A 19,448-nucleotide genomic window follows, 5' to 3' on the forward strand; every position below is an offset into this window, starting at 1 on the left:
CCTCGCCGTTCCAGCGGCCGATGCCGGCCGCGTCGCCGGCGGCGGAGCTGTTCGACGACGCCGGCTACACCCCCGGACCGCTCCGCCGGGTCGGCCGGAACACCGCGCAGCTCGTCTGCCCGCGGGCAGGTCGTGGCCGGTCGCGCGGTTCCCCACGCCCCTTGAGGGGGCGCCCCGGCGGGCGCCCCCTGGGGAGCGCTACCAGGCGAAGGCCTCCGGGGACGGGCCCGGACCCGGGAAGATCTCGTCCAGACCGGTCAGCAGCTCGTCCGACAGCTCCAGTTCGACCGCGCGCAGGGCCGAGTCGAGCTGTGCGGCGGTACGGGGGCCGACGATGGGGCCGGTGACGCCGGGGCGGGTCAGCAGCCAGGCCAGGGCGGCCTCGCCGGGCTCGATCCCGTGCTTGTCGAGCAGATCCTCGTACGACTGGACCTGCGCGCGGATGGTGGTGTTGGCGAGGGAGTCGGCGGCCCGGCCGCTCGCCCTGCGCCCGCCCTCGACCTCCTTCTTGATGACGCCGCCGAGCAGTCCGCCCTGCAGCGGCGACCAGGGGATGACCCCGAGGCCGTACTCCTGCGCGGCCGGGATGACCTCCATCTCCGCGCGCCGCTCGGCGAGGTTGTAGAGGCACTGCTCGCTGACGAGACCGATGGTGCCGTGGCGCCGGGCGGCGATCTCGTTGGCCTGGGCGATCTTGTACCCGGGGAAGTTGCTGGATCCCACGTAGAGGATCTTGCCCTGCTGCACCAGCACGTCGACGGCCTGCCAGATCTCCTCGAAGGGAGTGCGGCGGTCGACGTGGTGGAACTGGTAGACGTCGATGTAGTCGGTCCGCAGCCGCTTGAGGGAGGCGTCCACGGCCCGTCGGATGTTGAGGGCCGACAGCTTGTCGTGGTTGGGCCAGGCGTCGCCGTCGGCGGCCATGTTCCCGTACACCTTGGTGGCGAGCACGACCTTGTCGCGCCGCTCACCGCCCTTCGCGAACCAGTTTCCGATGATCTCTTCCGTACGGCCCTTGTTCTCGCCCCAGCCGTACACGTTCGCGGTGTCGAAGAAGTCATTTTGACATTAGCTTTGTTTTTGCCTAGCTTCGTCTTCTGAACTGGGGAGAAAGGTGCCGAAGTGGCAAGGGTTCTGGGGGTAGTTCGCCTGTCGAGGGAGAGCGACGAGAGCACGTCGGTCGTCCGTCAGAAGGCATCCATCCAGCGATGGGCGGACGGGAACGGACACGTCATCGTCGGTTGGGTCGAGGACGTCGACGTGTCCGGCGGCATCGAACCGTGGAAACGTCCGGAGTTCGGCAAGTGGCTGCCGTCGACGATCGGCAAGGACGTGAGCGATATCGAGCACCGCCTGGCGTGGGAGGAGTCCCGCGCTGGGGAGTTCGACATCATCTGCGCGTGGAAGCTCGACCGGTTGTCTCGGCGGGTGATCCACGTCAACGTACTCGCGGAGTGGTGTGACCGAACCGGCAAGCAGATCGCTACGGCGGAGGGGGACATCGACCTGTCGTCCCCCATGGGGCGCATCCTGTTCCAGCTCATCGCCTCCTTCGCGGAGGGGGAGCTCGAAGCCATCAAAGCCCGGGCCAAGTCGTCTTATGTGCACCTGATGAAGGAAGGGCGCTGGCGCGGAGGCAAGGTGCCGTACGGCTACCGACCGGAGAAGGCGGAGACCGGCGACGGCTGGAAGCTCGTGCCCGACGAGTACGGGCTGAACACCGCTGGGACGCTGCGAGAGATCGTGCGTAGGATCATCGGCGGCGAGTCCGCGAACAGTCTCTGCCGGTGGCTCAACGAAGACGCCACCAAGACACCGGCCTCCGTCGATGCCCAGCGCATCCGGAGCGGCAAGGAGCCGAAGGGGTCGCGATGGACCTCCAGCAACTTGGCCAAGTTGCTCCGTTCTCCCGCCCTCCTGGGACAGGTTGAGATGACCGAAGAGGTCACTCTCCCCGATGGACGGACCGAGCGGCGGACTCGTCTCGTCCGTGGTGCTGACGGTTTGCCGCTTCAGCGTGCTGAACCGCTGATCTCTAAAGAGGACTGGGAACTCGCGAGCAAGAAGCTGGAGGAGAACACCAGCAAGAGGTCCGGCAGCCGTACGGGAGGTTCCCCACTGCTGAGGGTGGCGTTCTGCGCTTGCGATGAGCCGGTATACCGCGCTCCTGGCCACAACTGGCTCCACTACCGCTGCGCCAGCAGAATCACCCACAAGCCGTGCAGCACGGGGAACAAGAGCATCAGCGCGGCTCTTCTTGAGAGCACGGTCGAGGGCGAGTTCCTGCGTGTAGCAGGAGATATCGAGATCGTCCGTCGAGTCTTCCGTCCCGGTGTCGACCACACGAAGGACGTCGAGGAAGTGACCCGCGCTCTGGCGGAACTGCGTGAGGATCGGGAGGCCGGGCTCTACTCCTCCGAGACCGGTAAGCAGGAGTATCGGGAGTCGTACGCGCGCTTGGATGCGAAGCGAGAACAGCTCATGTCCCTCCCCACCCGGCCTGACACCTGGGAAGAGATCCCGACCGGCCAGACGTACCGGCAGCGTTGGGCGCAACTCTCCACCGATGAGGAGAAGGGCAAGGAACTCCGTTCCGCCGGGCTGAGGGTGACCGTGCACATCGACGACGTCCCGGTTGCTTACATCGGCGGCAAGCCTCTCGTGACCCTCGACGAGGGAAAGATGCGTCAGAGGATCGGCCGCATCGAGATCGAGTTCCCCCGGGACTTCAGCGATCGGGTACGGCAGTTCACGGCGACGCACGGCTAGGACCAGGGTCGAAACGAGCAGGGCTCGATCACAGGGCCCTTCCCGTGCTCGGATTGCTGTGACGGGCGTCATCGCAACCTCGGGAGTGCCGGCGGAGTCCGACATGTTGGGTACCGCTGTGCCTCTATACATCTTCCACCTCGGCTGATCAGGCGCACGCCTACCAGAAGGGAGCCCATGACCCCCGCTTCGACGGGGACCTACCGGCGCTCACGGCGCCGTGGACGAAGGGGCTGCCTGTGGGGCGTACGCCGATCCAGTTCGAGGGTGACTACATCGCCGTTTCTCAGGAGGAGTACAAGCGCCGGGCCAGGGACCCGCGCTTCGACTACGCCCACCGTGTCGAGTACGCGGCCATGGGGTGGGCGAACCAGATCGGGCACGCGGAGTTCCCCAAGGGGAAGCTGAACGAGGTGCTCGCCGACAAGAACGGCAAGTCCTTGTCGGTCAACGCGCTGAACAACCACATCCGTAGGGCCAAGGGGTGGGGTTTCGTCGAGCCCGAGTCGAACCGGCGGTGCCTTGTCCTTACGGAGTGTCGCGTGCAGAAGGGCATCGGAGACAAGTTCTGTGAAGAGCACCGCGTGTATCCGGCGAGACGCTGGCGTCCGTAGGGCCGACAGGTGAGACGTGCAGGTGGGGCGAGCGAGATGCACGCAGTACGTGTCGATCGGGGGTGCCACTGCACGCGAGACGTGTAGTGGCACGCTTCTGACCTGGTAGTTCGTGCTGTTCTTCTCTCTCTGGAGACAGTGGCGAGCCGAAGGAAGGGGAAGCGGAGGGCACCAGGGGCAAGGACAGGGCGGCCCCTGGCGGGACCGACAGAGCGAAGCCTTTGGGGCAAGGGCGAAGGAGGAAGCGGCAAGGGGCGGCCGGAAGGCCGCCACCGTCCGAAGCGCGTCAACATCGAGGACGGCCCCGAAGGGGCCGCACAGTGGAAAGCCCCTTACGTACAACGGTAGGTCGAGGCAGGGGCGCGCAAGCGCCCCACTTCATGAAGAAGCAGGACAAGGCGCTACATGATTCGCCGAGCCTCTGGCGACCCCTGGAACCGTGGCAGGACCTGAGCTGCCAAGACAGGGCGGTCTGCTATGGCGCCTTCACAGGGTCATACCCCCGCCCCTTCGCCGCCGCTTCGACGCCTCCGCTTGGCGTCAACTCGCTTCGTGCATCCCGGCGGACGTGATACGCAGGACCGATGTTTGGTCGACTTCCTCTCGATGAGCAGCTTGGCGTTTTGCGGACTGTGCTCTCCCGCAACGAGGTATTGACGGAGGTGCTGGGCAGGGCAGCGACGATGGCCTTGCCCGGCTGGTACGTGACAGCGGGGTGTCTCTTCCAAACGGTGTGGAACGTGGTCACCGGCAGGCCACCGGCCACCGGCATCAAGGACTACGACCTCTTCTACTTCGACAACATCGACCTGTCCTGGACGGCAGAGGATGAGGTGATCAAGGCAGGGCGAGAGGTGTTCGACGACCTGTCGGCCGAGGTGGAGATCCGTAACGAGGCGCGCGTCCATCTCTGGTACGAGCAGAAGTTCGGGAAGCCCTGCCCGCCACACGATTCGGCCGAGACTGCGATCGACTGCTTCGCGGCGACCACGTGCTGCCTGGGCGTGAGGCTGGAACCGACCGGAGAGTGGCGCGTGTATGCACCCCATGGGCTCTCCGACATTTTCAACCTTGTGGTCCGCCCCAACCCGGTCCTTGCCCCGCAGGAGGTCTACGAGGCCAAGGCCACGCGCTGGAAGAGCCAGTGGCCGGAACTCACCGTGCTGCCATGGCCGAGCTGAACTCCCGTGCTGTCTGGAACTTCAAGCCGTTGACCGTGGCGGGGCGTGATCACGCCAGGGTCATTCCAGAAACGATGGTTATCGGAACGCTCCAGAGCGTGCCGTCATCCCGTTCCGAAACTCATGCATTCGATGTTCTGGAACGCTTGATGTTTTGGAATGAGTTGTGGAACGATCCGGCTCGTGTCGAAGATCATCACTCCCACGGGGCACCTCATCGGGTACGCACGCATCAGCACCGAAGACCAGGAGGCGCAGCTACAGCGCGCCACGCTGACGGAGGCAGGCTGCGCCCGCATCTTCGAGGAAACGGCCAGCGGGAAGAACGCCGACCGGCCAGAGCTGACAGCCGTACTCGACTACCTGCGTGAGGGCGACACCCTGTGCGTCTGGAAGCTCGATCGTCTTGGCCGGTCGCTGATCGACCTGGTGTCCATCGTTGACGGCTTGCGTGCCAAGGGAGTGGGGTTCAAGGTGCTGACCGGTGCTCTGTCCTCCGTCGACACCACTTCCGCCGACGGGCGACTGTTCTTCCAGATCATCGCGGCCATGGCCGAGTTCGAGCGGGCGCTCATCAAGGACCGGACCGTTGCCGGACTCGCCGCCGCCAAGGCGCAGGGCAAGGTGGGCGGGCGTCCCAAGGCCATGGACCCCAAGATGATCCAGCGCGCCGAAGACTTGAGGGCGGAGGGTCAGAGCTACGGTGCCATCGCCAAGGCTCTTGGCATCGGTCAGGCGACTGTCTACCGGGCGCTCACCGGTACGGCGGGGTGACCTCGGACAGTCACGCGTAAGCGGCTGAGGAAGGCGCGCAGAGGCGCAGGTACCGCTTGCCTTGAGCGGGCTCGAAGGCGTTGGCTTGGGGGCCATGGAGTACACGCAGCTCGGACGCACGGGACTCAAGGTCAGTCGGCTGGTGCTCGGCACCATGAACTTCGGACCTCAGACCGACGAACCCACCAGCCACGCGATCCTGGACTCGGCGCTGGACGCGGGGCTGAATTTCGTGGATACGGCCAACGTCTATGGGTGGGGCGAGAACAAGGGCCGTACCGAGGAGATCATCGGCAACTGGTTCACCAAGGGCGGCGAGCGGCGCGACAAGACCGTGCTCGCGACCAAGGTGTACGGCAACATGGCCGCCGACGGCGAGGCCCCCTGGCCCAACCACGACAAGCTCTCCGCGCTGAACATCCGCAGGGCCGTCGACGCCAGCCTGAAGCGGCTGCAGACCGACTACATCGACGTCTACCAGTTCCATCACGTCGACCGCGCCACTCCCTTCGAGGAGATCTGGCAGGCGATCGACACGCTCGTCCAGCAGGGCAAGATCCTCTACGTCGGTTCCTCCAACTTCCCTGGCTACAAGATCGCCCAGGCCAACGAGATCGCCGCCCGCCGCGGCGGCACCATCGGCCTCGTCAGCGAGCAGTGCCTCTACAACCTCGCCGAACGCCGCGCCGAGATGGAGGTCATCCCGGCCGCGCAGGAGTACGGCCTCGGGGTCATCCCCTGGTCGCCGCTCCAGGGCGGGCTGCTGGGCGGAGTCATCAAGAAGGAGGTCCAGGGTGGCCGACGCGCCTCCGGACGGGCCGCCGACACCCTCGCTAACCCCGCCACCCGCGCCCAGATCCAGGCCTACGAGGACCTCCTCGACAAGCACGGGATCGAGCCCGGCGAGGCCGCCCTGGCCTGGCTGCTGACCCGCCCCGGTGTGACCGGCCCGATCGTGGGTCCGCGCACCGCCGAACAGCTCAACTCCGCGCTGCGCGCCGTAGAGCTGGAACTGAGCGAGGAAATCCTCACCTCGCTCGACGAGATCTTCCCCGGGCCGGGCCCGTCTCCGGAGGCATTCGCCTGGTGATCAGCGGGCTCCCCGAGCCCGCGACCGCCGCTCCTCTACATGGGGGGCGGCGGTCGCTGCGTATCTCGATGCGCCAAAATGCCTACTTGGCAGTGTCGAAGTATTTGATCCCTGCGTCCAGTGCCGCGTCCATGATGGCGTGGCTGTCGGCTTCGTCGGTCTGCGGACCGAAGTTCATGGTGCCGAGGACGAGTCGGCTGACCTTGAGTCCCGTGCGTCCGAGCTGCGTGTACTTCATGACTCCCTAGCCAACGGGGTGGAGTGCGCTCTAGGCAAGGGAGGTGTCCGCGTGGCGGGTCAGTCGCGGGGGAACTCGTCCGTTTTGAGGGTGAGGCCGACCACGGTGGTGGCGAGATCGACGGGGTCACCGAAGACGATCTTCGTCTCGACCGTGTAGTCGCCGCGCTTGGGCTCGGTGAAGAGGTGACACCTGCCCTGGTAGGGGTCGGCGATGAGGTAGACGGGGAATTCGGCGAGGGCGTAGGTGAGCTTCTTGGGGCTGTAGTCGTTGGCGGCGGTGTCCTTGTAGATGACCTCCGCCACGAACTCGACGTCCTGGTAGCGCCAACGGCCCTTGCCGTCCTTCACCGAACGATCGGCCATCGCGGCCACGTCACAGGCGAAACCGTTCAGGTGTCCCGGGAAGTCGATCCGTACGTCCGACGCCAGCCCCTTGCGCGGGTACTTGGCGCGCAGTTGCTCCACGATGTCGAGGATGATCTCCCAGTGGTGCTGCCGCTGCGGTGACATGAAGATGTTCCCCCCCCCGACGATCTCGACCTTCGTTCCCTCGAGGATGGGCATCTTCTCGAGACACTCGAACATGACGTCCAGAGTCAGTTCGCCGCTTTCCTCGGCCATCTCGATCCTGTCTTCAAGGACGGTCATCGTGACGTTCCTCCCCGGCCGAAACCCGGTCGAGTGCAGCCGCGCGGTACAACGATACGCACGGTGACGTGGTCACGTGGGGATCAGTTCCCGGCGGTCGCTTGAGTCTCCCGTAGGGGGAGGCGGCAGGGTGGGGACATGGACGGCGGCATGAACGACCCCCTTGGTCCGCTCTGCTCGATCGGTGAGCTGGCGCGGCGGACCGGGCTGACGGTCAAGGCGATTCGGTTCTACTCCGATCGGGGCATCGTGCCGCCGACCGGTCGCAGCCCGGCCGGCTACCGCCTCTACGGCGCCGACGCCCTCGCGCGTCTGGATCTCGTACGGACCCTGCGTGAACTGGGAGTAGGACTTCCGGACATCCGGAAGGTCGTGGCACGCGAGCTCTCGCTCTCCGAGGTCGCGGCAGCGCACGCGGACGCGCTCGCCGTGCAGATCCGCGCCTTGCGGCTGCGGCACGCGGTGCTGACGGCGGTGGCCCGGCGCGACTCCAGCCCCGAGGAGATGGATCTCATGCACCGGTCGGCGAGGCTCTCCGAGGACGAACGCCGACGTCTGATCGACGACTTCCTCGACTCCGTCTTCGCCGGGTCGGGCGGGTCGGCCGGTTCCGGCGCGTTCGTCGGGATCCGGCGCTCGTTCACCCCCGAACTGCCCGACAACCCCGAACCCGAACAGATCGCGGCCTGGGTGGAGTTGGCCGAGCTGTCCCAGGACGGGGAGTTCCGGGCCGTCGTGAGGCGGTTGGTCGGACATCTGGCGGCGGAGCAGGAGGGCGCCCGGGGCGGCGTGCCCCGCCCCGGGCTGGTGCCGACCGTTCGTGAGCTGGTCGGCCCGGTCCTCGCGGCGGGGATCGAGCCGGGAGACGGTGCCGCCGCGCCGGTCGTCGAGGCGCTCCTCGCTCACGACGTACACGTCCTGACCCGGCTCGAAGCCGTCAACGACCCGCGCAGGGAGCGGTACACGGAGCTGCTCGCCGTCATCAACGGCTGGCCGGCACCGGAGAGTGTGGCGCCCGTGCTGGACTGGGCGGTCGAGGCGCTGCGCGTTCGGGAGCCTGTGGGCGGTTCCGGGTGTCCTTGACGTCCCCTCAGGTCCTTGACCTCAATCGTGGTTCAGGTAACAGGGTGGGGTGATGACCACCGAGACCGTTCGTTCCGATCACCATCACCATCACCATCACCTCGCCATCTCCACGCTCGTCAGCCGGTTCTTCCGGTCCCTGGACGTGGGGAAGATCGACGCGGCATGGGCGCGGGAGTACTTCACGGAAGACGTGCGAGAGCGGACCCCCATCGGTGACAGCGAAGGGCGGGACGCCGTGCTGCGGCACACCGTCGAGGCGCTCGGGCGGTTCGCTCGTACGCAGCACATGGCGACGGATGTGGTGAGCGAGGTGGCGGAGGGCGGGGCGGCGGCCGTCGTGTCCTGGAACGCGTTGATGACTCACGTACACCACGACGGCACCGCCTTCACCGTGGGCGGTCACTGCCGGGCCGAGCTCCGGCGCACGCCCGACGGCTGGCGCTTCCGCGACACGGCCGTCGAGGTGATCTGGACGCAGGGAAAGCCGCCGGTCGGCGCCGGCGGTCAGGCCGAGTAGGGCTCGCCCAGGTCCCAGGCCTGGTACATCGCCTCCGCGAAAGCCTCCGCGATCTTGTGCTCGCCGGTCGCGTTGGGATGCGTGCCGTCGTAGGTGTCGTGGCGGAAGTCGTAGGCGGGGGGCGGGGAGGCGAGGAGGACGGGGGAGCGGGGTTCGTCCAGGTCGGCCACCGCCTTCGCCAGGAGTTCGTTGAAGGCGGCGACCTCGGCGGCGAAGGGCGCGTCGGACTCCGCGCGGACGTTCGGTATCACCGGGAGGAGGACCAGGTGGATGCGCGGGTTCGCCGCACGGGCCTGAGCGACGAAGGCGCGGGCGTTCGCCGCCGTCTGTACGGCGTTCGTGTAGAAGCCCAGGTCGATCAGGCCGAGGGAGACCAGGAGCACGTCCGCGCGCTGGGTGCGGACCGCCTCACCGATCAGGGGCACCATGTGCTGCCAGCCCTCGCCCCAGCCCGCGAGGTGGGCGCGCGGGAAGTCCGGGTCCGCGTACTCGTGCGAGTCGGCGGACTCCGTCGCCTTGTCGTACAGCGTCTCGCGCGGGCCGACGATCCGGAACGGGCCCCCGTACGTCGCGCGCAGGTGCTGCCACATTCGGTAACGCCATGTGTGTTCGCCCGCGCTTCCGATCGTCATGGAGTCGCCGACGGGCATGAACCTGAGCATCCGCTCATCATGGATGATCGGGCGGGCGATCAGTAAGGGCCGTGTGGGGTGTGAGGTGTGAGGATGGACACGCCTGCGGCCGCGGCTCCCCGCGGGCGCACCCGGGTCCCGGCGGCGCCGGGATGGCAGGCTTGGGCCATGCGCCGATCGTCCTCGTTCCTCGCCGGAGCCGCCTCCGCCGCTGCCGTTCTCGCCCTCGCGCTGCCGGCACCGGCCGTCGCCGCCGACGGGGACGGGGGGTTCACGATCAAGGATCCCCGGATCACCGAGTCGAGCGGGCTCGCCGCCTCGCGTCTCCACCCCGGCATCTACTGGACCCACAACGACAGCGGCGACGGTCCGTACCTCTACGCCGTCGACAGCAGGACCGGCGAGACCGTCGCCACCATCACCATGAAGGGGGTGGGCGCGCCGCGTGACGTCGAGGCCATCTCCCTCGGGCCTGACGGCGACCTCTACGTCGGCGACATCGGCGACAACCTCGGCGGCAAGTGGTCCTACGTGTGGATCTACAAGCTGCCCGAGCCGAAGGTGCTCAAGGACCAGACGATCCGGGCCACGCAGTACGTCGTGAAGTACGCGGACGGCCCCCGCAACGCCGAGGCGCTGATGGTCCATCCGAAGACCGGCCGGGTCTACATCGCCGACAAGAACGAGGACGGCGGCCACCTGTACGAGGGTCCCGCCCGGCTGTCCACGTCGGGCACCAACATCTTCCGTCCCGTCGCCACCATCGACCTCTGGGTCACCGACGGTGCCTTCTCGCCCGACGGCGAACAGCTCGTCGTACGCGGGTACTTCGGCGGGATCGCGTACGCCTGGAACGACGGGAAGCCCAAGCGGCAGGGGCGGTTGAACGTGCCGCTCCAGCGGCAGGGGGAGTCGGTCACGTACACCCCCGACGGGTCCAAGCTCATGTACGGCAGCGAGGGCAAGGACAGTCCGGTCCAGCCCGGTTCGGTTCCCGGGGGCGGCTCCGGCTCCAAGTCGCCTTCGGAGGGCGGGGGATCGGCGTCGGCCGGTGGGAGCGACGGCGGCGGCATGAGCTCCGGTGCCAAGGGAGCCCTTGCCGTCGCCGCGGTTCTGGCGGCGGGGTTCGGGCTGCGGAGGTTGTTGCGCAAGTCGTAGTCGCCCCCTGGCCTACTGGCTCGATCGGGATCGCTGAACCAGCTCTGCTGGGCGGCGCTCGTCGCGTGGTCGTGCGCGGAGTACACGACCCGGCCGGCGACGCTCAGCCGCAGTCGATGCTGTCCTTCCCCGACAACATGCCGGGCGTGTGGGACAAGTACCGGGGCTATCTGTTCAAGCAGAACATCGCGCCGGTGTGGGTGGGGGAGTACGGGACCACGCTCCAGTCGACACGGAACGACGGTGACGGCCGTGAACGCCGCGCACAACGGGGCGATCCCGGTGGGCGGTTCGGCGAGCTTCGGGTCCGCAGGAGCGCCCGGTGGCGGGGGTGCGCCGGCGGTCAGGTGCGCGGCCGCATGAGAAAAGGGCGCCCGGTGCTCGTCCGTGCACCGGGCGCCCTTCCTCGCCGTAGCTGTTACAGCTTTTCGATCACGTAGTCGATGCACTTCGTCAGCGCCTCGACGTCCGCCGGGTCGATCGCCGGGAACATCGCGATGCGCAGCTGGTTGCGGCCGAGCTTGCGGTAGGGCTCGGTGTCGACGATGCCGTTGGCACGCAGGACCTTGGCGACGGCGGCGGCGTCGATCTCGTCGGCGAAGTCGATCGTGCCGATGACCTGCGAGCGCTTGGCGGTGTCGGCGACGAACGGGGTCGCGTACTTGCTCTCCTCGGCCCAGGTGTAGAGGCGGGTCGAGGAGTCCTTCGTACGGCCCGTGGACCACTCCAGACCGCCCTGACCGTTGATCCACTCCAGCTGCTCGTTGAGCAGGAACAGGGTGGCGAGGGCCGGGGTGTTGTACGTCTGGTTCTTGCGGGAGTTGTCGATCGCCGTGGGGAGCGAGAAGAACTCCGGCACGTGACGCCCGCTCGCGTGGATGCGCTCGGCGCGCTCGATGGCGGCGGGGGAGAAGACGCCGATCCACAGGCCGCCGTCGGAGGCGAAGGACTTCTGCGGGGCGAAGTAGTAGACGTCCGTCTCGGTGATGTCGACCGGGAGGCCGCCTGCGCCCGAGGTGGCGTCCACCAGAACGAGGGAACCCTCGTCGGCGCCGTTGACGCGCTTGAGGGGGGCGGCGACGCCGGTGGAGGTCTCGTTGTGGGTATAGGCGTAGACGTCCACGCCCGCCTCGGCCGTCGGCTCGGGGTGCGTGCCCGGGTCGGAGGAGATGACGGTGGGCTCGGCGAGCCAGGGGGCGAGCTTGGCGGCCTTCGCGAACTTGGAGCTGAACTCGCCGAAGGTGAGGTGCTGGGACTTGTTGTCGATCAGGCCGTGGGTCGCGACGTCCCAGAAGGCGGTGGAGCCGCCGTTGCCGAGGACGACCTCGTAGCCGTCGGGGAGCGAGAACAGGTCGCGCACGCCCTCGCGGACCTTGCCGACCAGGTTCTTGACCGGGGCCTGGCGGTGGGAGGTGCCGAGGAGGGAGGTACCGGTCGCGGCCAGCGCGTCGAGCGCCTCCGTGCGCACCTTGGAGGGGCCCGCGCCGAAACGTCCGTCGGCGGGCTTGATGTCAGCGGGGATCTGGATATCAGCCACGGTGGGAGCGTATCCGTTATGCGAAACGTGGTGGAAACCTCGTCCGGCGGGTGAGACGGGGCGGGGGCCCGCTTTTCCTCGCCCCCGCCGCCCCTACCCATGCCATCTCTGAGGCCCCCGGACCCCGCATCGGCCTGAACGGCCTCGTCCTCAACGCCGGACAGGTCGAAGACGCGCGCAGCGCCCCTTCAGGGGTGCGGGCCCCCACCCACCCGCAGCCGGAAAGACGTCCAGCTGGGTCCGGGGCGGGGGCCCGGGGCTGGGCCCGGGGCGAGGGAGCGGGGCGGGGGCCCGGGGCGAGGCCTGGGGCGAGGGAGCGGGGCGAGGGAGCGGGGCGAGGGAGCGGGGCGAGGCCTGGGGCGAGGGAGCGGGGCGAGGCCTGGGGCGAGGGAGCGGGTCAGGGGGTCGGGGTCAGGTGTACCGGGAGTTCGTGCAGGTCGTTCTGGGTTACCACCGGCTTGTTGCGGAGTTCTGAGGAGGGGATCGCCAGGTCCAGGGACGGGAAGCGGGCGTACAGGGCCGGGAGGGCGACCGCCGCCTCCAGGCGGGAGAGGGCGGCGCCGGGGCAGACATGCGGGCCGTGGCCGAAGGAGATGTGACGGTTCTTCGTGGTGCGGGCGATGTCGAAGTCGCCCGCGCTCGGACCGTGGGCGTTCTCGTCGCGGCCGATCGCGCCGTACGAGACGATCAGGGCGTCGCCCGCGGGGATCACCTTGTCCCCGACGGGTACGTCCTCCGTCGCGAAGCGGATCAGGACGTGCGAGGTCGGAGTCGAGTAGCGGAGCGTTTCCTCCACGACCGCCGACCAGTCCGCCTCGCCGGAGAGGACGAGGGCGCGCTGCTCGGGGTGGGCGGAGAGGTTGACCACCGCGTTGACGATCAGGGAGATCGTCGTCTCGTGGCCCGCCGCGACCATCAGCTGGAGGGTGGAGACGATCTCCTCGTCGGTGAGGTGGTCGCCGTCCTCGGAGGCCAGGATCAGGGCCGAGGTCAGATCGTCACCGGGCTCCGCCCGCTTCGCGGCGACCGTCGCCGCCATGATCCCGGCCAACTCCGTCAGCGTGGCGATGACCTCCGCGGGCGGGGTCTGCGTCGAGAAGAACTTCTCGAAGAGTTCCTTGAGGCGGGGGAGCCGGGACTCCTCGATGCCCATGAGGTCGGCGACGACGTACATGGGGAGGGGGTAGGCGAAGTCGGCCTTCAGGTCGACGACCCCGTCCGGGCCCGGTGCCAGGGAGTCCAGCAGACCCTCCGTCAGTTTCGTGATGCGCTCCCGCATCTGCTCCACCCGGCGCGGTGTGAGCGCCTGCGCGACCAGCGTGCGCATCCGGCGGTGGTCCGCGCCGTCCACCGTGAGCATGGAGCGGCCGGGGTTGGCGAGCCCGATCAGCGGCCAGTCGGGGGCTATCTCGCCGCGCTGCCAGGCACCCCAGACGTTGATGTCCTTGACCAGCCGGGGGTCGGTGAGCAGGGCGCGTGCCTCGGCGTGATGGGTGACGGCCCAGACCGGGACGCCGCCGGGCAGTTCGACGGCGGCGAGCGGTCCCGCCTCCCTGAGCCGAGCGCTCTCACCGTCCAGGTCGGACACGAACGGGTCCAGGACGATACGACTGGTCATGCGGGGGTGCCTCCCAGGGCCGGGGTCGGGGTGAAGCGCACGGGCAGTTCGGTCAGGCCCCGCAGCCACGGTGAGGGGCGCCGGGTCAGGGTGTCGGCGGGGACCGCCAGGTCGATGTCCGGCAGGCGGTCCATCACGACCTCGATCCCCGTCCGCGCGATGACCTCCGCGACCTCCTGCGCCGGGAACGGGCAGCGGTGCTCCCCGTGGCCGAAGGAGAAGTGGGCGTTGTTGCCGCCGGTGAGGGCGGAGCCGTCGGTGCGGACCTGCGGGTCGGAGTTGGCGCCCTGGAGGCCGAGGAGGAGGAGATCGCCCGCGCGGACGCGGTGGCCGCCGAGCTGGGTGTCGCGGGAGGCCCAGCGGCCGGCCACGTTCTGGGTGGGGGTGTCCTCCCAGAGGACCTCGTTCATGGCCTCGGCGACGCTGTTGCGGCCGCCGAAGAGGGAGGCGGCGAAGCGTTCGTCGGTCAGCATCAGGCGCAGCGAGTTGCCGATCCAGTCCGCGGTCGGCTGGTGGCCGGCGGCCATCATGACCATCAGGTCCTGGATGATCTCCTCGTCCGTGAAGCCGGCCGTGTTCGCGAGCATGCGGGACACGACGTCGTTTGCGGGCGCTGCCTTCCGGTCGGCGATCAGCCGGGCCATGGAACCGGCCAGGTGCTGCTGTCCGGCCAGCGCGTCCTCACGGCCGTTGATCATGTCGTTGAGGGCGGTGACGAGGCCGGGTCCCTGTTCCTCGGCGAAGCCGTACAGCGTGGCGAGGACGCGGACGGGCAGCAGGGCGGCGTAGTCCCCGATGAGGTCCGTCTCGCCCTTGGCGCACGCCGCGTCGATGAGTTCGTCGGCGAACTTCTCGGCCTGCGAACGCAGGTCGAAGGGGTCGACGGCTTCGAGGGCGTCGCTGATCATCGCGGCGCGCTCGCGGTGGCGTTCGCCGACGGTGTAGAGGATCGAGGGCTGCTTGCGGCCGATCATCGGCAGCAGTGGCCAGTCGTCGGGGATGCGGTCCCACTGGTTCCACAGCTCGGAGTCGCGGCTGAACAGCACGGGATCGCCGGTGACCTGGTGCAGTTCGCGGTAGCCGAGCACCAGCCACGCCGGGATGTCGCCGTCCAGGACGACGGGAGTCACGGAACCGTGGTCGCGCCGCATCTCCCGGTACAGCTCGGCGGGTTCGGTCTGGAACCGGGGCCCGCTGAGGGGCACGGGGGCGGGGGTCACAGGGCCAACTCCGGTGATTTGAGGTCGCTTTCGGCGGCGTACAAAGTCTTCAGGTGTTCCACCAGCGTGATCAGCACCCGTTTGCTGGACTCCCGCGAACGCGCGTCGCAGTCGAGCAGCGGGACCTGCGGATCGAGGTCGAGGGCTTCGCGGATCTGGGCGGGAGTGTGCGCGGAGCCGCCGAAGTCGTTGCAGGCCACGATGAACGGCGTCCCGTGGTGTTCCAGCCGGTCGATCGCGTACCAGGAGTCGTCGATGCGCCGGGTGTCGACGAGGACGACGGCGCCGAGCGTGCCCGAGAACAGCCGGTCCCACAGGAACCAGAAACGCTCCTGGCCCGGCGCGCCGAACAGGTACAGCACATTGCGGGCGTCCAGCGTGATGCGCCCGAAGTCGAAGGCGACCGTGGTCGCGGATTTGCCGCGCACCTCGCTGATGTCGTCGATCGCCGCGCCGGCCTGCGTCATCGTCTCCTCGGTGTTGAGGGGACGTATCTCGCTCACGGAGCGGACCAGGGTGGTCTTGCCGACGCCGAAGCCGCCCACGATGACGATCTTCAGACCGTTGTCGGCCTGTGCCCCCAGGGGCGCAGGGGCGTCGGCCCCCTGGGACGTACGGGCATCAGAGGTTACGGAGTCCAACGAGCACCTGCTCCAGGATGTCGGGATCGGGAAGAGCGGCCTTCTGGGGGTGGCGGGCGCTGACGCGGCCCGCGGCGAGCAGGTCGGAGAGCAGGATGCGGGTGATGGACACCGGCAGCTTCAGCACGGCGGCGATCTCCACGACCGCCGTCGGCCGCTCGCACAACCGCAGGATCGCCGCGTGTTCCGACTGCATGCCCACCACCGGATCGCACTCGGCGACCACGAGTGTCACCAGGTCGAACGGGGTGTCGGGCGCGGACCGGCTGCGCCCTCCGGTGAGGGTGTAGAGCCGGTCGGGCGCGTCGTCCCTGCCCGGACGGCTCATGACGTCCGGGGCTGCGCGCTCAGGTGTTCGCCGAGTTGTTCCACGAGCTCGCTCATGTTGTGCCCGACCAGACCGGCGTCCGCGTCCTCGGCGGTGACCACGGCGAGGTGGGCGCCGTCGCCCGCCTCCACGATGAACAGGACGCCGCCGTAGAACTCGGTCATGGCCGAGCGCACGCCCCCGGTGCCGTCGCCGAACTCCACGGACGCCCCGTGGGACAGCGACTGGATGCCGGCGGCGATCGCGGCGAGCTGGTCGGCGCGGTCGACGGTGAGCTCCGGTGTGCGGCACAGCTTCAGGCCGTCCCGGGAGAGCACGAGCGCGTGCCGGGCGCCCGGGGTGCGCTCGAGGAGGCCCTCGATGAGCCAGGAGAGCTTCTCGTCGGCGGTGGTGGTGCCGGTCATGAAGTGGTGTCGCCTTCCGGATGCGAGGGGGTGTGCGAGGGGGTGTGCGAGGGATGCGCGGGGGTGGACTCCCGTACGGCTTCTTCGCCGCGTACGGCGTCCGCGGATTCGTCCTGTACGGATTCGGCCCGTACGGCGTCGTCCTCGGGCACCGTTCCCTGGACCGCCGCCTGGTCCGGCGCGGTGCCCCGGACGGCCTGGCGGAAGCTGCTGAAGCGGGCGGCGGTGGCCTTGGAGTCGGTCGTACGGGGCTCCGGGTCGGCCCGGTTCGTGAGGTGGGCGCGGCTGCGCTCGGCGTGCGCGAGGGTCCGGCCGCGGCGGCGCTTGGGGAGGCCGCCGGTCGCGGGAGTGCCGGTCGTGGGGGTGCCGTTCGGCGGGGTGTCGGTCTCGCGCCGGGGCGACTCGTGGGTGGGGACCGGGTCCGGGTCGAGGTCCTCGGGGGCGCGGGCGGCGGCGTACGACGCCTGGGGGTGCGGCTCGGCGAGGGAGCTGTCCTCGGCGGGCGGGGTCGCCGCGGTGGGCCTGACCTGGTGTTCCGTCGGCGCCGGGGCGGCCGGGGCGGACACTGAGGGCAGGCTCAGGATGTCCTGGGGGATGAGCACCAGGACGCCCGTGCCGCCGCGCGCGGAGGGCCGGAAGGACACCTTCAGACCGTGCTTGCGGGCGAGCCGGCCGACCACCGCGAGGCCGAGCCGGGTGCCGGTGAGGCCGCCGAGGTCGGCGGCGTTCTCGGCGTCGTCCGCGGAGACGGCGCGTTCGGCGCGGCGCAGCTGGACGTCGCCCATGACGAGGCCGCTGTCCTCGACGGAGACGATGACACCGGCCGGGACCTCCTCGACGTAGACGTGGACCTCGGCGGTCGGCGGCGAGAAGTTCGCGGCGTTGTCGAGGAGTTCGGCGAGCGCGTGCATCACGCCCTCGGCGGCGTGCCCGGCGACGGCGGCGTCGCTCGCGGAGTGGACGCGCACCCGCTGGTAGCCGCCGATGCGGCCCATGGCGCCGCGCAGGATCGACTCCATGACGATGGGGCGCGCCCAGCGGCGGCCGGAGCGGGCGCCCGCGAGGACGGCGACGGAGTCGGCGAGGCGGCCCGCCTGCGCGGTGCGGTGGTCGAGGTGGAGGAGGTCGGCGAGGACCTCCTCGTCGGAGTGCTTCTCCTCCATGGCGCGCAGGTCGGCGAGCATGCCGGTGGACAGGGCCTGCATCCGCCCGGCCGCGTTGGCGGTGGCCGAGATCGCGGCCGCCCGGTCACTGTTGGCACGCCGCATGTGCTCGGTCAGCCGGGCGTTCTCCTCGGAGAGTTCGGCGAACCGCCGCTGCTCCTCGGCGATCTCGGTGGCGAGGCGGTGCCGCTCCTCCTCGAACCCCTGTGTGAGCAGGGCGCGTTCGCGGGCGGCGGCGTCGGCCAGGCGCGCGCGGTCGCGGGCGGACTCCTCCGCGAGCCGGGACCGCTCCTGGTTGAACTCCTCGGCCATGCGGGCCCGTTCCTGCAGGAGCCGTCCGGCGTCCTGGGCCACGGTGTCGAGGCGGCGGCGTGCGAGTCTGGCGGTCTGCAGGGCGCGCGCGGCGACCGCGACGGCGACGCACAGGAGCACGGCGGCGGCGCCCGCGCCCCAGGCGAGGGGGACGCGTGCCGAGTCGGGTGCCAGGGAGACGGCGACGACGACCGCGACCGCTGCCGCGACGGCGGTGAGCAGGGGCGCGGGGGCTGTCGCGCGGAGGGTGGGTCGTTCGCCGGAGGGGATGGGCGCGGTCATGAATCGTGTCCTCGGTCGTGTCCTGGGGCGAAGTTCCTGGGGGAGGTTCCTGGGGGAGGTTCCTGGGCGAGAGCCGACACCGGTTGCTCAATTTGCCGTCACTATATGAGAGTTCGTGATCGCATTGGGAAGGTTCTGGATCCGAGCTCATAATCCGCCGGTGATCGTTCTGCGATCGCGATGGCGATCGGCCGACGATCGGTCAGTGATCGGCCGACGATCGGCCGGTGATCGATGCGTCACGGTTACGGACCGTTGTCGGTGCGCGGGGTCATCCTGGAGACATGACGGATCTTGGCGCGAAGGACGGCACGAACGGCGCGGCGGACCCGCCCGACGTGGACGGGCTGCGGGCCGCCCTCGCGGCAAAGATGCGCGGCGAGGTCGCCTTCGACGTGACCGCGCGGGCGCTGACCACCATGGACGCGTCCAACTACCGCAGGGTCCCGCTCGGCGTGGTCCGCCCGCGCGACGCCGACGACGTGGCGGCCGCCCTGTCCGTGTGCCGGGCCCACGGGGTGCCGGTCGTGCCGCGCGGCGGCGGAACGTCGATCGCGGGACAGGCGACCGGCACCGGAGTCGTCCTCGACCTCACCCGCCACATGAACCGGATCGTCGCGCTCGACCCCGAGGCGCGCACGGCCGTCGTCCAGCCCGGTGTCGTCCTCGACCGTCTCCAGGAGGCCGCGGCCCCGCACGGCCTGCGCTTCGGACCCGACCCCTCCACCCACAGCCGCTGCACCCTCGGCGGCATGATCGGGAACAACTCGTGCGGCTCGCACTCGGTGGCCTGGGGCACGACGGCGGACAGCGTGCGCGAACTGTCGGTGGTCAAGGGGAACGGCTCCGTCGTACGGCTGGGGCAGAACTGGCAGGGCGCCCCGGACGGCCTCCGGGCACTGGTCGAGGGCGAGCTGGCCCGCCTGCGCACGGGCTTCCCGGAGCTGCCCCGCCGTATCTCCGGCTACGCGCTCGACGCGCTGCTCCCCGAGAAGGGCGCCGACGTCGCCCGCTCCTTCTGCGGCTCCGAGGGCACGCTCGGGGTGCTCACGGAGGCGGTCGTACGACTGGTCGAGACGCCGCGCGCGCGGGCGCTGGCCGTGCTTGCCTACGCGGACGAGAGCGCGGCGGCTCAGGCGGCGGCCGGTGGCGCACCGACGCGGAGATCGCCTCCCTGCTGGACGGCCTGGAGATCCTCGACCCCGGGATCGTCCCCGCGTCCCTGTGGCGTCCC

Annotated in this window: 18 protein-coding genes and 4 pseudogenes; 11 read left to right on the forward strand and 11 right to left on the reverse strand. The window is 69.5% G+C overall.

Annotated elements, in window-relative coordinates:
• Window positions 1–198: 198 nt before the first annotated feature.
• Window positions 199–1,059 (reverse strand): annotated as a pseudogene (locus tag ABZ656_RS46665) (aldo/keto reductase); the annotation flags it as partial.
• Between the two features lie 63 nt (window positions 1,060–1,122).
• On the opposite strand from ABZ656_RS46665, the gene ABZ656_RS46670 reads away from it, so the two are divergent.
• From ABZ656_RS46670 to ABZ656_RS46690, 5 genes are all read left to right on the forward strand, one after another.
• On the forward strand, window positions 1,123–2,769 hold the full coding sequence (locus tag ABZ656_RS46670; protein WP_360277165.1) for a recombinase family protein: 1,647 nt from the start codon (window positions 1,123–1,125) through the stop codon (window positions 2,767–2,769).
• 239 nt (window positions 2,770–3,008) lie between these two features.
• Window positions 3,009–3,383, forward strand: a complete 375-nt coding sequence (locus ABZ656_RS46675) for a hypothetical protein (protein WP_180362447.1) — start codon at window positions 3,009–3,011, stop codon at window positions 3,381–3,383.
• A gap of 584 nt (window positions 3,384–3,967) precedes the next feature.
• A complete protein-coding gene (locus tag ABZ656_RS46680; RefSeq protein WP_101404386.1) occupies window positions 3,968–4,564 on the forward strand; it encodes a nucleotidyltransferase family protein in 597 nt (198 codons plus the stop codon).
• Window positions 4,565–4,747: 183 nt separating this feature from the next.
• Window positions 4,748–5,338: a recombinase family protein gene (locus ABZ656_RS46685; RefSeq protein WP_360277169.1), complete on the forward strand. Its 591-nt coding sequence runs from the start codon at window positions 4,748–4,750 to the stop codon at window positions 5,336–5,338.
• Window positions 5,339–5,432: 94 nt separating this feature from the next.
• On the forward strand, window positions 5,433–6,428 hold the full coding sequence (locus ABZ656_RS46690) for an aldo/keto reductase (RefSeq protein ID WP_101404388.1): 996 nt from the start codon (window positions 5,433–5,435) through the stop codon (window positions 6,426–6,428).
• An 88-nt stretch (window positions 6,429–6,516) separates the two neighbouring features.
• On the opposite strand, the pseudogene ABZ656_RS46695 reads toward ABZ656_RS46690, so the two are convergent.
• Together ABZ656_RS46695 and ABZ656_RS46700 are read right to left on the reverse strand one after the other, a co-directional pair.
• A pseudogene (locus tag ABZ656_RS46695) lies at window positions 6,517–6,666 on the reverse strand (aldo/keto reductase); the annotation flags it as partial.
• Window positions 6,667–6,725: 59 nt separating this feature from the next.
• Window positions 6,726–7,316 (reverse strand): Uma2 family endonuclease, encoded by a 591-nt coding sequence (locus tag ABZ656_RS46700; RefSeq protein WP_360277172.1) that lies wholly within the window; start codon window positions 7,314–7,316, stop codon window positions 6,726–6,728.
• Window positions 7,317–7,466: 150 nt separating this feature from the next.
• Between ABZ656_RS46700 and ABZ656_RS46705 the strand changes: the two genes are divergently transcribed.
• Window positions 7,467–8,399 carry a MerR family transcriptional regulator gene (locus tag ABZ656_RS46705; RefSeq protein ID WP_360277175.1) on the forward strand — a complete coding sequence of 311 codons (933 nt, stop codon included), beginning with the start codon at window positions 7,467–7,469 and terminating at the stop codon, window positions 8,397–8,399.
• A 52-nt stretch (window positions 8,400–8,451) separates the two neighbouring features.
• Complete coding sequence (locus ABZ656_RS46710) at window positions 8,452–8,919, forward strand: nuclear transport factor 2 family protein (RefSeq protein ID WP_360277178.1); 468 nt, start codon at window positions 8,452–8,454, stop codon at window positions 8,917–8,919.
• On the opposite strand, the gene ABZ656_RS46715 is transcribed toward ABZ656_RS46710, so the two are convergent.
• On the reverse strand, window positions 8,907–9,581 hold the full coding sequence (locus ABZ656_RS46715; RefSeq protein ID WP_101404391.1) for an SGNH/GDSL hydrolase family protein: 675 nt from the start codon (window positions 9,579–9,581) through the stop codon (window positions 8,907–8,909). The genes ABZ656_RS46710 and ABZ656_RS46715 overlap by 13 nt on opposite strands.
• 138 nt (window positions 9,582–9,719) lie before the next feature.
• Between ABZ656_RS46715 and ABZ656_RS46720 the strand changes: the two genes are divergently transcribed.
• Together ABZ656_RS46720 and ABZ656_RS46725 are read left to right on the forward strand one after the other, a co-directional pair.
• Entirely contained in the window at window positions 9,720–10,709 is a 990-nt protein-coding gene (locus ABZ656_RS46720) for a hypothetical protein (RefSeq protein WP_101404392.1), read from the forward strand.
• 23 nt (window positions 10,710–10,732) lie between these two features.
• Window positions 10,733–11,072, forward strand: a pseudogene (locus ABZ656_RS46725) (hypothetical protein); the annotation flags it as partial.
• 55 nt (window positions 11,073–11,127) lie between these two features.
• On the opposite strand, the gene serC reads toward ABZ656_RS46725, so the two are convergent.
• From serC to ABZ656_RS46760, 7 genes are all read right to left on the reverse strand, one after another.
• Window positions 11,128–12,246 carry a phosphoserine transaminase gene (gene serC / locus ABZ656_RS46730; RefSeq protein WP_360277182.1) on the reverse strand — a complete coding sequence of 373 codons (1,119 nt, stop codon included), beginning with the start codon at window positions 12,244–12,246 and terminating at the stop codon, window positions 11,128–11,130.
• A gap of 397 nt (window positions 12,247–12,643) precedes the next feature.
• Entirely contained in the window at window positions 12,644–13,864 is a 1,221-nt protein-coding gene (locus tag ABZ656_RS46735) for a cytochrome P450 (protein ID WP_101404394.1), read from the reverse strand.
• Window positions 13,861–15,084 (reverse strand): cytochrome P450, encoded by a 1,224-nt coding sequence (locus tag ABZ656_RS46740; protein ID WP_101404395.1) that lies wholly within the window; start codon window positions 15,082–15,084, stop codon window positions 13,861–13,863. The genes ABZ656_RS46735 and ABZ656_RS46740 overlap by 4 nt, the downstream gene beginning before the upstream one ends.
• Entirely contained in the window at window positions 15,081–15,725 is a 645-nt protein-coding gene (locus ABZ656_RS46745) for an ATP/GTP-binding protein (protein ID WP_180362448.1), read from the reverse strand. The genes ABZ656_RS46740 and ABZ656_RS46745 overlap by 4 nt, the downstream gene beginning before the upstream one ends.
• Window positions 15,706–16,053, reverse strand: coding sequence for a DUF742 domain-containing protein (locus ABZ656_RS46750; RefSeq protein WP_101404396.1), 348 nt, complete (start codon window positions 16,051–16,053; stop codon window positions 15,706–15,708). The genes ABZ656_RS46745 and ABZ656_RS46750 overlap by 20 nt, the downstream gene beginning before the upstream one ends.
• Window positions 16,050–16,457: a roadblock/LC7 domain-containing protein gene (locus ABZ656_RS46755; RefSeq protein ID WP_054235659.1), complete on the reverse strand. Its 408-nt coding sequence runs from the start codon at window positions 16,455–16,457 to the stop codon at window positions 16,050–16,052. The genes ABZ656_RS46750 and ABZ656_RS46755 overlap by 4 nt, the downstream gene beginning before the upstream one ends.
• A complete protein-coding gene (locus ABZ656_RS46760; RefSeq protein ID WP_360277187.1) occupies window positions 16,454–18,214 on the reverse strand; it encodes an ATP-binding protein in 1,761 nt (586 codons plus the stop codon). Before ABZ656_RS46760 ends, ABZ656_RS46755 begins: the two co-directional genes overlap by 4 nt.
• A gap of 371 nt (window positions 18,215–18,585) precedes the next feature.
• Here ABZ656_RS46760 and ABZ656_RS46765 point away from each other — a divergent pair.
• Window positions 18,586–19,362: pseudogene (locus tag ABZ656_RS46765) on the forward strand (FAD-binding oxidoreductase); the annotation flags it as partial.
• Window positions 19,363–19,391: 29 nt separating this feature from the next.
• Window positions 19,392–19,448: hypothetical protein (locus tag ABZ656_RS46770; RefSeq protein ID WP_360277190.1), on the forward strand; the 57-nt coding region annotated here is incomplete at its 3' end.

The organism is Streptomyces sp. NPDC007095, assembly GCF_040634475.1.
Lineage (GTDB): Bacteria > Actinomycetota > Actinomycetes > Streptomycetales > Streptomycetaceae > Streptomyces.

Bases quoted from the DNA above. Each gene is read 5' to 3' on its own strand.
- ABZ656_RS46680 (WP_101404386.1), top strand. From the start codon at position 3,968: ATGTTTGGTCGACTTCCTCTCGATGAGCAGCTTGGCGTTTTGCGGACT.
- ABZ656_RS46690 (WP_101404388.1), top strand. From the start codon at position 5,433: ATGGAGTACACGCAGCTCGGACGCACGGGACTCAAGGTCAGTCGGCTG.
- ABZ656_RS46700 (WP_360277172.1), bottom strand. From the start codon at position 7,316: ATGACCGTCCTTGAAGACAGGATCGAGATGGCCGAGGAAAGCGGCGAA.
- ABZ656_RS46705 (WP_360277175.1), top strand. From the start codon at position 7,467: ATGAACGACCCCCTTGGTCCGCTCTGCTCGATCGGTGAGCTGGCGCGG.
- ABZ656_RS46710 (WP_360277178.1), top strand. From the start codon at position 8,452: ATGACCACCGAGACCGTTCGTTCCGATCACCATCACCATCACCATCAC.
- ABZ656_RS46715 (WP_101404391.1), bottom strand. From the start codon at position 9,581: ATGCTCAGGTTCATGCCCGTCGGCGACTCCATGACGATCGGAAGCGCG.
- ABZ656_RS46720 (WP_101404392.1), top strand. From the start codon at position 9,720: ATGCGCCGATCGTCCTCGTTCCTCGCCGGAGCCGCCTCCGCCGCTGCC.
- ABZ656_RS46735 (WP_101404394.1), bottom strand. From the start codon at position 13,864: ATGACCAGTCGTATCGTCCTGGACCCGTTCGTGTCCGACCTGGACGGT.
- ABZ656_RS46750 (WP_101404396.1), bottom strand. From the start codon at position 16,053: ATGAGCCGTCCGGGCAGGGACGACGCGCCCGACCGGCTCTACACCCTC.
- ABZ656_RS46755 (WP_054235659.1), bottom strand. From the start codon at position 16,457: ATGACCGGCACCACCACCGCCGACGAGAAGCTCTCCTGGCTCATCGAG.
- ABZ656_RS46760 (WP_360277187.1), bottom strand. From the start codon at position 18,214: ATGACCGCGCCCATCCCCTCCGGCGAACGACCCACCCTCCGCGCGACA.